This is a genomic window from Burkholderia sp. AU16741, assembly GCF_002223345.1.
GTDB lineage: Bacteria > Pseudomonadota > Gammaproteobacteria > Burkholderiales > Burkholderiaceae > Burkholderia > Burkholderia sola.
Genome location: NZ_NKEZ01000010.1, coordinates 1 through 13,113 on the forward strand (window position 1 = coordinate 1; position 13,113 = coordinate 13,113).

The 13,113-nt window shown below is 66.5% G+C and carries 12 protein-coding genes; 8 read left to right on the top strand and 4 right to left on the bottom strand.

The genetic code is table 11. From position 1 onward, the window contains the following. From CFB89_RS28900 to CFB89_RS28910, 3 genes are all read left to right on the top strand, one after another. Positions 1-389, top strand: a 389-nt coding sequence (locus CFB89_RS28900) for an HlyD family secretion protein (RefSeq protein WP_179233553.1), incomplete at its 5' end; no start/stop codon positions are given. A gap of 15 nt (positions 390-404) precedes the next feature. Beyond that, positions 405-3,596, top strand: coding sequence for an efflux RND transporter permease subunit (locus CFB89_RS28905; RefSeq protein ID WP_089470943.1), 3,192 nt, complete (start codon positions 405-407; stop codon positions 3,594-3,596). Between the two features lie 2 nt (positions 3,597-3,598). Next, positions 3,599-5,131, top strand: a complete 1,533-nt coding sequence (locus tag CFB89_RS28910) for an efflux transporter outer membrane subunit (protein WP_089470944.1) — start codon at positions 3,599-3,601, stop codon at positions 5,129-5,131. 107 nt (positions 5,132-5,238) lie between these two features. On the opposite strand, the gene CFB89_RS28915 is transcribed toward CFB89_RS28910, so the two are convergent. Both CFB89_RS28915 and CFB89_RS28920 read right to left on the bottom strand, forming a co-directional pair. After that, complete coding sequence (locus tag CFB89_RS28915) at positions 5,239-5,952, bottom strand: dienelactone hydrolase family protein (protein ID WP_069619573.1); 714 nt, start codon at positions 5,950-5,952, stop codon at positions 5,239-5,241. A 277-nt stretch (positions 5,953-6,229) separates the two neighbouring features. After that, positions 6,230-6,541, bottom strand: coding sequence for a DUF4148 domain-containing protein (locus CFB89_RS28920; protein ID WP_089470945.1), 312 nt, complete (start codon positions 6,539-6,541; stop codon positions 6,230-6,232). Here CFB89_RS28920 and CFB89_RS28925 point away from each other — a divergent pair. After that, positions 6,528-6,770 (top strand): hypothetical protein, encoded by a 243-nt coding sequence (locus tag CFB89_RS28925; protein ID WP_089470946.1) that lies wholly within the window; start codon positions 6,528-6,530, stop codon positions 6,768-6,770. The two genes, CFB89_RS28920 and CFB89_RS28925, sit on opposite strands and share 14 nt — an antisense overlap. A 64-nt stretch (positions 6,771-6,834) precedes the next feature. On the opposite strand, the gene CFB89_RS28930 is transcribed toward CFB89_RS28925, so the two are convergent. Further along, a complete protein-coding gene (locus CFB89_RS28930) occupies positions 6,835-7,800 on the bottom strand; it encodes a GlxA family transcriptional regulator (RefSeq protein ID WP_089470947.1) in 966 nt (321 codons plus the stop codon). 173 nt (positions 7,801-7,973) lie between these two features. Between CFB89_RS28930 and CFB89_RS28935 the strand changes: the two genes are divergently transcribed. From CFB89_RS28935 to CFB89_RS28945, 3 genes are all read left to right on the top strand, one after another. Continuing rightward, complete coding sequence (locus CFB89_RS28935; RefSeq protein ID WP_089470948.1) at positions 7,974-8,615, top strand: HD domain-containing protein; 642 nt, start codon at positions 7,974-7,976, stop codon at positions 8,613-8,615. Between the two features lie 300 nt (positions 8,616-8,915). Continuing rightward, positions 8,916-9,371, top strand: a complete 456-nt coding sequence (locus tag CFB89_RS28940) for an antitoxin Xre/MbcA/ParS toxin-binding domain-containing protein (RefSeq protein ID WP_034208821.1) — start codon at positions 8,916-8,918, stop codon at positions 9,369-9,371. Continuing rightward, a complete protein-coding gene (locus CFB89_RS28945; RefSeq protein WP_089470949.1) occupies positions 9,368-9,847 on the top strand; it encodes an RES family NAD+ phosphorylase in 480 nt (159 codons plus the stop codon). Before CFB89_RS28940 ends, CFB89_RS28945 begins: the two co-directional genes overlap by 4 nt. 38 nt (positions 9,848-9,885) lie before the next feature. On the opposite strand, the gene CFB89_RS28950 is transcribed toward CFB89_RS28945, so the two are convergent. Then, on the bottom strand, positions 9,886-10,818 hold the full coding sequence (locus tag CFB89_RS28950; RefSeq protein ID WP_089470950.1) for a tyrosine-type recombinase/integrase: 933 nt from the start codon (positions 10,816-10,818) through the stop codon (positions 9,886-9,888). A gap of 299 nt (positions 10,819-11,117) precedes the next feature. Between CFB89_RS28950 and CFB89_RS28955 the strand changes: the two genes are divergently transcribed. Beyond that, the gene (locus CFB89_RS28955) at positions 11,118-13,103 is read left to right on the top strand and encodes a gamma-glutamyltransferase family protein (RefSeq protein WP_089470951.1); all 1,986 of its coding nucleotides are present in this window, start codon (positions 11,118-11,120) and stop codon (positions 13,101-13,103) included. Positions 13,104-13,113: the final 10 nt, after the last annotated feature.

Here is a 13,113-nt window from a genome sequence, read left to right on the forward strand (position 1 = left end):
TGTTCGTGCGCGCCCGGATCGAGGAAGGCGTGAACGAGAACGCATTCCTGGTGCCGCAGATCGGCGTCACGCACGACCAGAAGGGGCAGGCGATCGCGATGGTGGTGAACGCCAGCAACAAGGTCGAGCCGCGTCCGCTGAAGACTAGCGGGATGCAAGGCCAGAACTGGATCGTCGAAGGCGGTCTGCAAGCGGGCGATCACGTGATCGTGCAAGGCGTCGACAAGGTGCGCCCGGGCGCGACGGTGAAGACCGTCGCCTCGCAGCTCGCACCGGCGCCGGACGCCGCCTCCGCCACCACGGCAGGCGCCGCGCCGACAAGCGCCGCGTCGGCGACTACCGCGGCCAGTGCCGCAGCGAGTTCGGCCGCCGCGTCGAGCGCGCAATAACAGGGAGTCCGTTTCATGGCCAAGTTCTTTATCGATCGCCCGATCTTTGCGTGGGTGATCGCGATCGTGCTGATGCTGGCCGGCGTCGCATCGATCTTCAAGATGCCGATCGCGCAGTATCCGACGATCGCACCGCCGACGATCCAGATCCAGGCGAACTACCCGGGCGCTTCCGCGAAGACGGTGGAAGACACGGTGACGCAGGTGATCGAGCAGCAGATGAGCGGGCTCGACAACTTCCTGTACATGTCGTCGACAAGCGACGATTCGGGCAACGCGACGATCACGCTGACCTTCTCGCCGGGCACGAATCCGGACGTCGCGCAGGTGCAGGTGCAGAACAAGCTGTCGCTCGCGACGCCGAACCTGCCGCAGGTCGTGCAGCAACTGGGCATGCAGGTCACGAAGTCGAGCAGCAACTGGCTGATGTGGTTCGCGTTCAACTCCGAGGACGGCCGGATGTCGAAGGAGGACCTGACGAACTACGTGGCGTCGCACGTGCTCGACCCGCTGAGCCGCGTGAACGGCGTCGGCCAGACGCTGCTGCTCGGTTCGCAATTCTCGATGCGGATCTGGCTCGACCCCGTCAAGCTGACCAACTACAGCCTCACGCCGACCGACGTGACGGCCGCGATCACGCAGCAGAACGTCCAGATCGCGGGCGGCCAGATCGGCGGCACGCCGGCCAAGCCGGGCACCGTGCTGCAGGCGACGATCACCGAATCGACGCTGCTGCGCACGCCCGAGCAGTTCGGCAACATCCTGCTGAAGGTCAACCAGGACGGCTCGCAGGTTCGCCTGAAGGACGTCGGCCGCGCGGCACTCGGTTCGGAAAACTACACGTTCGACACGAAGTACATGGGGCAGCCGACGGCCGGCCTCGGCATCCAGCTCGCGACCGGCGCGAACGCGCTCGCGACCGCGAACGCGCTGCGGGCCAAGATCGACGAGCTGTCGAAGTATTTCCCGCATGGCCTCGTCGTGCACTACCCGTACGACACGACGCCGTTCGTGCGCCTGTCGATCGAGGAAGTGGTCAAGACGCTGATCGAGGGCATCGTGCTCGTGTTCCTCGTGATGTACCTGTTCCTGCAGAACCTGCGCGCGACGATCATCCCGACGATCGCGGTGCCGGTCGTGCTGCTCGGCACGTTCGCGATCATGGGTATCGTCGGTTTCTCGATCAACACGCTGTCGATGTTCGGGCTCGTGCTCGCGATCGGCCTGCTGGTCGACGATGCGATCGTGGTGGTCGAGAACGTCGAGCGCGTGATGGCGGAGGAGGGGCTGTCGCCGAAGGAGGCGACCCGCAAGGCGATGGGCCAGATCACCGGCGCGCTCGTCGGCGTGGCGCTCGTGCTGTCGGCGGTGTTCGTGCCGGTCGCGTTCTCCGGCGGCTCGGTCGGCGCGATCTATCGTCAGTTCTCGCTGACGATCGTGTCGGCGATGGTGCTGTCGGTGCTCGTCGCGTTGATCCTGACGCCCGCGCTGTGCGCGACGATCCTGAAGCCGATCGAGAAGGGGCATCACGAAGAGAAGAAGGGTTTCTTCGGCTGGTTCAACCGGACGTTCGATCGCAGCCGCGATCGCTACACGAGCGGCGTGAATCACGTGATCCGCCGCTCGGGCCGCTGGCTCGTGATCTACCTGGCCGTGTTCCTCGCGGTCGGCGTGATGTTCGCGCGGCTGCCGAAGTCGTTCCTGCCGGACGAGGACCAGGGCTACATGTTCATGATCGTGCAGACGCCGTCCGGCTCCACGCAGGAAACGACCGGCAAGACGCTCGACAACATCAACACGTACCTGACCACCGCCGAGAAGGACGTGGTCGACTCGGTGTTCACGGTCAACGGCTTCAGCTTCGCGGGCCGCGGCCAGAACGCGGGCCTCGTGTTCGTGAAGCTGAAACCGTACGAGCAGCGCCAGCGTTCGGATCAAAAGGTGCAGGCGCTGATCGGCCGGACTTTCGCGCACTATTCGACGTACAAGGACGCGATGGTGATTCCGTTCAACCCGCCGTCGATTCCCGAACTCGGTACCGCTGCCGGCTTCGACTTCGAGCTGACGGACAACGCGGGCCTCGGTCACGAAGCGCTGATGGCCGCGCGCGGCCAGTTGCTCGGGATGGCCGCGAAGGATCCGACGCTCGCGCTGGTACGCCCGAACGGCCTGAACGATACGCCGCAGTACAAGGTCGACATCGATCGCGAGAAGGCGAACGCGCTCGGCGTGACGGCCGCGGCGATCGACCAGACGTTTTCGATCGCATGGGCGTCGCAGTACGTGAACAACTTTCTCGATACCGACGGCCGGATCAAGAAGGTGTACGTACAGTCCGATGCGCCGTTCCGGATGACGCCGGAAGACATGAACATCTGGTACGTGCGCAACAGCGCCGGCGGGATGGTGCCATTCAGCGCGTTCTCGAGCGGCCACTGGATCTACGGATCGCCGAAGCTCGAGCGTTACAACGGCGTGTCGTCGATCGAGATCCAGGGGCAGGCCGCGGAGGGCAAGTCGACCGGCCAGGCGATGGCCGCGATGGAAGCGCTCGCGAGCAAGCTGCCGGAAGGCATCGGCTATTCGTGGACGGGCCTGTCGTTCCAGGAAATCCAGTCCGGTTCGCAGGCGCCGATCCTGTACGCGATCTCGATCCTCGTTGTGTTCCTGTGTCTCGCGGCGCTGTATGAAAGCTGGTCGATTCCGTTCTCGGTGATCATGGTCGTGCCGCTCGGCGTGGTCGGCGCACTGCTCGCGACGATGCTGCGCGGCCTCGAGAACGACGTGTTCTTCCAGGTCGGCCTGCTGACGACCGTGGGCTTGTCCGCGAAGAACGCGATCCTGATCGTCGAGTTCGCACGCGAACTGCAGGCGGGCGGGAACATGGGGCCGGTGCGCGCGGCGATCGAGGCGGCACGCCTGCGGCTGCGCCCGATCCTGATGACGTCGCTCGCGTTCATGCTCGGCGTGCTGCCGCTCGCGATCAGCAACGGTGCGGGCTCGGCGAGCCAGCACGCGATCGGCACGGGTGTGATCGGCGGGATGATCACGGCGACGTTCCTCGCCATTTTCATGATCCCGATGTTCTTCGTGCGGGTGCGTGCGATCTTCAGCGGCGAAACGGAAAACGTCGACGACGCGTGGCGCCTCGTGCAGGGCGACCTGCAGCGCGGTCACGACGACGCACACGATTCGAAGGGGCAGTAACGATGCAAAAACATGCTTTGACTGCAACCGCGGCCGCACTGGCTGCCGCGCTCTTTGCCGCCGGCTGCACGATGGCGCCGCATTACAAGCGGCCCGACGCACCCGTCGCGCAGGCGTACCCGGCCGGCGGCGTTTACGCGACGCAGCCGGGCGCGGCCGGCGCGCGCAGCGCGAACGGCCAGGCGGCGACCGCCATCGGCTGGCGCGAGTTCTTCGTCGATCCGCGCCTGCAGCGGCTGATCGAGATCGCGCTGAAAAACAACCGCGACCTGCGCGTGTCGGTGCTGAACATCGAGGCCGCGCGTGCGCAGTACCAGATCACGCGCGCGGGGCTGTTCCCGACGCTCGACGGTACGGGCACGGGCACCATCCAGCGTTTCCCGGCCGGTGTCTCGCAGACGGGCCAGCCGCTGATTTCGCGCACCTACAACGTCGGATTGTCCGCATCGTGGGAGCTCGACCTGTTCGGCCGCGTGCAAAGCCTGAAGGACCAGGCGCTCGCGCAGTACCTGTCGACCGCGTATGCGCGGCAGGCGTCGGAGATCTCGCTGGTGTCGCAGGTGGCGGATCAATACCTGACGCTGCTGTCGACCGATGATCTGTTGAAGGTCACCGAGGACACGCTGAAGACCGCGCAGGCGTCGTACGACCTGACCAAGCTGCAGTTCGACAACGGCACGGGCTCCGAGCTCGAGCTGCGTCAGGCGCAGACGGTGGTCGAGACGGCGCTCGCGAACCAGCAGGCGCAGGCCCGTGCCCGCGCGCAGGCGCTGAATGCGCTGGTGCTGCTGATCGGCGAGCCGCTGCCGGACGACCTGCCGGCGGGCATGCCGCTCGACGCACAGAACCTGCTGACGGACGTGCCGGCCGGCCTGCCGTCGGATCTGCTGACGCGTCGTCCGGACGTGATGCAGGCCGAGCAGACGCTGCTGGCCGCGAACGCGAACATCGGCGCGGCGCGTGCGGCATTCTTCCCGAAGATCTCGCTGACGGCCGCGTTCGGCACCGCGAGCCCGACGCTGGGCGGCCTGTTCAAGGCCGGCACGGCGGCGTGGTCGTTCGCGCCGAACATCGCGCTGCCGATCTTCGAGGGCGGGCAGAACATCGCGAACCTCGATCTCGCGCACGTGCAGAAGCGCATCGAGATCGCGAACTACGAGAAGGCGATCCAGTCGGCATTCCGCGAAGTGTCGGACGGGCTCGCCGCACGCGGCACGTACGATCAGCAGATCGCGGCATTGGAGCGCAACGAGCACGTGCAGCAGCGTCGCTTCGACCTGTCGGACCTGCGTTACAAGAATGGTGTGGACAGCTATCTGTCGGTGCTGACCGCGCAGACGGATTTGTACTCGGCGCAGCAGTCGCTGATCAGCGCGCGTCTGGCGCGCTGGACGAACCTGGTCGACCTGTACCGTGCACTGGGCGGCGGGTGGATCCAGCATGCAGGCGAAGCGCCGCGCGCGCCGGATGCGCCGGTCGATTACGACAAGGCGGCGGTTCCGGCGCCTGCGTCTGCAACGGCGACGAACGGGTAGGCCGTGCCTGTCGGTCCATCCGAAGGGGTGTGAAAACGAAAACGCCACGGACGCAAAATCCGTGGCGTTTTCCTTTGTACCGTCGCCGCGCGGGAAGCGGCATTACGTTACGCGTGCTTCGTCCAGAGCGTTCGGCCGAAGAACGTGAGCGTGCGATCCCACGCCGTTTCCGACCACACCGGGTCGAACTGCGTGCCGGCGATGCGGCCGGGGCCGACGGCCGTTTCGTTCGCGAACGCATGGTGCGCGAGATAGCGATGGAATTCGAAGCCGACCTTCGCATCGGTCAGCTTCTTTTCCAGCGCGTCGACCTGGTCGATCGTGAAGAACGCATCCTGCGTGGCCCAGTGACCCATCAGCGGCACCTTGAGCTTGGCCGGATCGATGTAGTCGAGCGGCGGCAGGCCGTACCACGTGACGCCGGCATCCGCGTCGGCGTACTGCAGCGACAGCAGCGTGAGGGCGCCGCCCATGCAGTAGCCCGTCACCGCGACCCGCGGCGCCAGCGTCTTCAGGTAGGCGACCGCGCCGGGAATGTCCTGCGACGCGGCATCGCCGAAATCGAGGCCGGTCATCAGATGGTGCGCTTCTTCCTCCTCGACCGTCGACTTGCCGCGATACAGGTCGGGCACGAGCGCGAAGTAGCCGCAGCGCGCGAGACGGTCCGCGACGCCGCGGATCTGGTCGTTCAGCCCCCACCATTCCTGGATGACGACGACCGCGGGCGCGCCTTCGGTGCGTGCCGGCGTGGCGAGATAGCCCTGCAGTTCCTGGCCGTCCGGGCGGCGAAACGTGATCGTGGAACCGGATGTTTGAGACATGAAACCGCTCCTTTTCGAAAAATGCGCCGAGTGCGACATCGGGCCGGCCAGCGCGCGTCGTGATACCGCTCGCGTTCGTGCTGGCCGACGCCGACCACGCGGCCATTCTATGCGCAAACACCGGACGCTTGCGCGAACGGCGCCGCGCGGCACGCGAGCAGCGAAGGGAGCGGACAACCGGAAAACGAACACCCCGCCCCGATGAACGGGAGCGGGGTGTCGCGGGTACGACGGGGGTATCCGGAATACGCCGGAAATACGTCGGCGGGTATCCGGCTTACTGACCGAAGTAGATCGAGTTGCGGCCTTCCTGCTTGACCGCGATCGCGCGGCCGGCACGCGCGCCGGCGGCTGCTTGCGCGCCGTAGCCGGCTTCGTCGGCGTTCGTCACGCGGGCCTGCGCGGCCTGCAGTGCACGCGGGTAATACTGATCGGAGACTTCGGGCTTGTAGCCGGCTTGTTCGAGCTGGACGAGTTCCGCACGCACCTGGGCACGCGTGAGCTGGCCTGCCGGGTTCGACTGGGCGAATGCGCCGTACGACGCGGATAACGCGGTTGCGGCGACGACGGCGGTGATGAACGACTTCATGGTGACCTCCGGTTCTGTTGATTTCGCGCTTCGCTCGTTGCGTTCAGCGATTGATTGCATCGTAACGATCGCGTTCCCGGTCGGAAATACGCGTTGCAGCGAATCATTATTGCAACTGGGTAAACGATTCGCGCGGCCCGCCATTTCATCTGATGATTTCCGGTGCGCCGGAGCAGGGGGAAGGAGCGATGAGGTCGATCGGCGCGGAACAAGCGGCTCGCTCGATTGAATCGTATTCCGAAATATTTGAGCGAGGCCGTCGGCGCCGCTCATTCAGCGCCGCGCGTTCCGCCTCACGCAGCCTGGGTCGCCTGCCGTTTCCGATATTCGGCCGGCGTGATGCCGACGTGCCGGGCGAACGCTCGCCTGAGCGTATCGACGTTTGCGAAGCCGCATTTCGCGGCGACCTGCTTCGGTGTGTGATGGCCGTTCTCGAGCAACTGGCGGGCAGCAGAGATGCGCGTCGATTCGACCCACGCGGCTGGTGTCATGCCGACTTCCGCGCGGAACAGCCGCGCGAAATGGCGCGGGCTCATGCCTGCATGTTTGGCCATCTCGGCCACCGAATGTTCGAGATCCGGGTAGGCCGCGACCCAGCGCTGGACTTCCTGCAGCACCGAACGTCCGGCGGGGCGCGCTTCGCCCTTGCGGCTGAACTGGAGCTGCCCGCCCGGACGCTTGAAAAACATCACCAGTTGCGCGGCGACGCGCCGCGCGATCTCGCGGCCGAGATCTTCCTCGACCAGCGCGAGCGCGAGATCGAGCCCGGCCGTGACGCCGGCGCCGGTGCGCAGCTTGCCGTCGCGCACGTACAGCGCGTCGGCGTCGATGACGAGCGACGGATAGGCTTCGCCGAGTGCATCGGCGAAGGCCCAGTGCGTGGTCAGGTGACGCCCTTTCAGCAGGCCGGTGGCGGCGAGGATGAATGCCCCGGTGCAGATCGACCCATAGCGTCTGCTCTGCACGGCCGCCGCGCGCAACCACGCGAGGACGTCGGTGCGCAGCGCGATCTGGCCGGCGTTCGGCGCGCCGGCGACCAGCAGCGTGTCGATGCGCTCGGGGATGTCGGGGGCGATCCAGTCGGGCAGCAATCGCGCACCGGATGAACTGCGGATCGCACCGGCCCCGCTCGCGATGATCCGCGGCGCATAGAACGGTTTCCCGCATTCGACGTTCGCTTGTGCGAACACGTCGAGCGGCGCGGAGACGTCGAGCAGCTGAACGCCAGGAACGGCAAAAATACCCACGACCTTCGGCATGATCGGTTGCGTGTCGTATCGAACGTGATGCGCAGCAGTATAGGGACGCTTTCTTCGCCGCGCCGGCACCGTGTCCGTTCCTCGCGCGAAATGGCAGGATTTGTCGCATTCAGCCTATTTGAGACACCTGTCGGTCCCCGGACAATCGAGCATGTTTTCCATGGAGGTCGATCATGACTGTGAACGTTGCCGGCATCACCCTTCCCGATACTCGACTGACGCGCGAGATCACCGAACTCGTGCGCGATACCGAATCCGAACTGCTGTTCCATCACTCGAGCCGCGTGTTCTATTTCGCGGCGCTGGCGGGCCGGCGGCGCGGGCTCGAGTACGACCCCGAGCTGCTCTATTGCGGCTGCATGTTCCATGACATGGGACTGACGCACCGGCACAGCAGCGCATGCGAGCGCTTCGAAGTGGACGGCGCCAATGCCGCCCGCGATTTTCTGAAGACAAAGGGGATCTCGCAACAGGACATCGATGTCGTGTGGACCTCGATCGCGCTGCACACCACGCCCGGTATTCCGCAGCACATGCATCCGGTCGTCGCGCTGGTCACGGCGGGCGTCGAAATGGACGTACTGGGCCTCGCTTACCCGGAATACAGCGACATCGAGCGGGAGGCGGTCGTGCGCGCGCATCCACGCACGCCGCATTTCAAGGAAGACATCATTCAGGCGTTCTACGACGGCATCAAGCACAAGCCCGGCACGACGTTCGGCAACGTGAAGGCCGACGTGCTCGCGGACAAGGATCCGCATTTCCATGCGGGCAACTTCTGCAGCGTGATCCGGTCGTCGGCATGGGCCGGATGACCCTCGACGATCGGCTGCGCATCAGCCGACGGTGGTCGTTTGCCCGGCGGGCAGCAGAGAAAAGCGCCGATGCCTGTGGCTCTCGTATTACCGTTGGAAAATTGTTACGTGACAACTTCAGATCATTGCGAAGAGGGACTTTATATACTGAATTTTTGCACCTCCTCAACGGGGCGAATCTCCGATTCGCGTACCCCAAAAACCGGTCCGCCGGCCCCGGTGGGCAAACCCCTCCCTCAACCATCCGCATCTCGCCGGCAAAACGCCTATAATGGTGGGGCAAATTGCCGGAGGGAGGTCATGAGCACCATCGCATTTCACCCGTCGGGCGTCGCGCACCCGCGTCAGGCCGAATTCACGATTCTCGAGCAACTGCTGGCGATCCGCGTCCGGTCGGGCGCCGATCTGGCCGAGCTGGCGAGCGCGCGCGTCGACGTATCGGTGATCGACCGGCTGTCGGAGCACGGGCTGAAATCGGACGAGCTGGCCTTCATCATTCCGCGCCGCACGCTGAGTCATCGTCGGCAGGCGCACGAACGCCTGTCGCCGGAAGAGTCGGACAAGGCGATCCGTCTCGCGCGCATCGTCGCGCAGGCGGCGGCCACGTTCGGCGACCAGGACAAGGCGATGGCGTGGCTGCGCAACGGGCTCCAGCGCTTCGGCGGCCGCACGTCGCTCGACATGGCGAGCACCGAGCATGGCGCGCGGCTCGTCGAAGAGGCCCTCACGCAGATCGACGAAGGGTACTTCGCTTGACGACGCTGTGGCGGATCAGCAATTACGCCGACCTGAAAGGCATCGGCGGGTTGCGGGCCGGCGGGCGCTGGCATTTCGCCGGGCAGCCCGTCGTGTATCTCGCCGAGCATCCGGCGCTGGCGCTGCTCGAGACGCTGGTTCATTTCGAAATCGCCACCGTCGCGCAATTGCCGAGCGCATATCAATTGCTGCGTATCGAGGTGCCCGATTCGGTGGACGTGGCCGAAATCGTGGAAGGCGATGCGCCGGGCGACTGGCGCACGAACGTCGACTGGACCCGCAGCGCCGGCACCGAGTGGCTGGCCACGCAGCCGAGCGCGCTGCTGCGCGTGCCGAGCGTCGTCGTGCCACACGCCCATAACTTCCTGCTGAACCCGTTGCATCCGGCCGCGTCCGACATCCGCGTCGCGGAAGTGATGCAATCGCCGTACGACACGCGGATTCTGCGGTTGGTGCAGCCGAAGCCGGGCGAATAGCGCACCGGGGGAACGCGGTTCGCGCCGGCGGCGCGCGATCACCGCTCGTGGGCCGCACGATTCGCGGCCGCATCGGGCGGCAGCGTTTGCCGAATGCGCGTGACCGTTCGCAGGCTGGCGAGACCGAGCATCGCCGTGACATCGGCATGCGCGTGGCCGGCGAGCAACTGGCGGCGCGCATACGTATTGCGCAGCACGCGCGGGCTCATGTCCGCCGTGTGAAAGCCGATCGCGTTCAGCGCATCGCGCACGACGAGCAGCAGGAACATGTCGTTCATTGCGCCGCCGCGCGGCGCGGGAAACAGCCGCATCGGCGGCAGCACGTCCGAGCGCGCAAGCCAGGCGGCGAGCGGCGCCAGCGCGAACGCGGCGAGCGCGATCCGGCGCGCCGGCCGCGCGCGATCGCGCGGCACCGACAACACCGCTGGCCGCGCGTCGAGATCGAGTGCGTCGCCTGTCGCCGAGCGAATCTCGGCCGACGTGATGCCGCTCGCGAGCAGCAGCGCGACGATGGCGCGATTCCGGCAGTCGGCGGGTGTATCGTCCGCTCGGGGCTGCACGTGGTGCTGCAGCGCCGCGTCGGCGTCGGGCGGCAGGTAGCACGGCTCGGGCTCGCCGTCCGGCCATGCGAGATCGTGAGTCGATCGGCCAGCCGGATGAATCGTCCGCACACCGGTATCGACCAGATGCCGGCCGAGCCGGTCGATCAGCTTCGCATAGCGCACGCGCGTCGACGTGCCGGGCGCGCAGGTACGGTCGAGCTCCGCGAGGAAGGCTGCGACGTGGTCGGGCCCGAACGTCGCGAGCGACACGTGCCGCGCACTCAGGTGACGCAGGAATCGCTCGAACATCGCGACATGCTGGACGATCGAACGCGGCGCGAACGGCCGGCGGCCGGCGCCGGTCGCGGCGGTTTCCTGCCAGGCGCGAAACGCGCCGACGGGGTCGTGAATCCAGCGATCCGTATCCATCCCCGCTTTATAGCCGGACGTGGCGACGCCGGCAATCGTCCCGATGGCCGGGCGGCCGGCACGCGACGCCGGGCGAAAAGGTAACGACGTCACGACACGCCCATGCGCTGCGCTGCAATGCAGCAGATAGAACCGCATGCCGGTTCGGTGACGTTGCGCACACAACGTCCGGTTGCATGACGTCGTTTCCCGATTGCGAAAAAAATTCCGTTCGTGGGACTATCGAACGCATCGCCCGCGCACCGAGGGGGTCGCTGGCGACAGGATATCCATCGCAACGACCAGCACATCGGCAGACAATGAACAGAACAGCGATTTTTCCGTATGCGTCCGCGTTGCTTGCGGCTGCGTTGTTGACCGCCTGCGGCGGCGACGTCGAGAACGAGGCGGGCCGCGCGACCCCACCTTCCACCGAGACGAGTTGTCTCGCGGTCGATAACAGCGGCGCGACGGTCGTGGTGGGCTCGAACCAGCCGGGCGACCCGTCGCTGCCTGAAGCGTCGTCGGGCTATCGCACCGGGATGAAGCCTGTCTATGCGAAAACGTACCTGGTGGCCACGTCGAACGCATACGCGAGCGCGGCCGGTTGTGCGGTGCTGAAGAAGGGCGGCACGGCCGCCGACGCGGCGGTCGCCGTGCAGGCCGTGCTCGGCCTGACGGTGCCGGAGGCGACGGGCTTGGGGTCGGGCGGCGTGCTGCTCTACTACGATGCGCGCGGCAAGACGCTGCAGGCGTACGACGGCCGCGAAACCGCGCCGGCCGCCGCGACGGAGAACTACCTGCGCTATGTCGATGACGCCACCGATCATTCGGCGCCGCTGCCGAACGCGCGCGCGAGCGGCCGCTCGATCGGCACGATCGGCGTGCCGCGGCTCATCGAGGCGCTGCAACAGGATCATGGCCGCTTGCCGTGGCAGAGCCTGTTCGGCGACGCGATCACGCTCGCGACCAACGGTTTTCCGATCGGCGGCCGGCTGGCCGACGCGATCGCGGCGAACGCCGCGAACCTGAAGCGCGACCCCGAAGCCGCCGCGTATTTCCTGAACGCCGACGGTTCGCCGAAGCCGCTCGGCACCGTACTGAAGAATCCGGCCTACGCGCACACGTTGTCGCTGATGGCGCAGTCGGGCGCCAATGCGCTGTACACGGGGCAGATCGCGCAGGACATCGTCGCGAAGATCGCGGTGACGAAGGGCGCGGACGGCTCGACGCTCACGCCGGGCAAGACGAGCGTCGCCGATCTTGCCGCGTATCAGGCGAAGCGCCGCGAACCGGTGTGCACGACTTATCGCAGCTATTGGGTCTGCGGGATGCCGCCGCCGTCGTCGGGCGGCATCGCGGTCGCATCGGCGCTCGGCATTCTCGAGAACTACGATCTGAAGTCGTTGAAGCCGACGGCGATCGATCTCGAAGGCGGCAAGCCGACCGTCGCGGGCGTCCACCTCATCACCGAGGCCGAACGGCTCGCGTATGCCGACCGCGACAAGTACGTCGCCGATACCGACTTCGTGCCGCTGCCGGGCGGCACGTGGGACACGCTGCTGAACAAGCCGTACCTGAAATCGCGTGCGGCGCTGATCGACACGACCAAAAGCATGGGCACCGCGCAGCCCGGCAATCTCGGCGCGGTGCCGCTCGGCGTCGACACGACGCTGATCGAGCACGGCACGAACCAGTTCACGATCGTGGACGGCGACGGCAACGTGCTGAGCGCGACGACGACGGTCGAGTCGAGCATGGGCTCGTTTCACATGACCAACGGCTTCCTGCTGAACAACCAGCTGACCGACTTTTCCGCGAACCCGGTCGACACGTCGGGCAATCCGGTGGCAAACCGCCTGCAGCCGGGCAAGCGGCCGCGCAGCTCGATGGCGCCGACGATCGTGTTCGGGCGGGCCGCCGACGGCTCGCGCGGCGACTTCGTGATGGCGACCGGTTCGCCGGGCGGCGGCACGATTCCGCAATACGTGGTCAAGACGCTGGTCGGCGCGCTCGACTGGGGGCTCGACGCGCAGCAGTCGGCGGGGCTCGTCGACTTCGGCGCGAGCAACAGCCCGACGACCACGATCGGCGGCGAGCATCCGAACGTCAACGCGGCGAACAACGGCGCGAACGATCTGCTGATCACGGGGCTGCTCGCGCTCGGGCACAAGGTGTCGACGTCCGCGCAGGCGAGCGGCGTCAACACGGTGATGCGCGTGACGGTCGGCCAGTCGCCGGCGTTGCAGGGCGGCACCGATCCGCGTCGAGAAGGCGTCGTGCTCGGCGATACGTTCCGGCCGTAATCGGACAGCG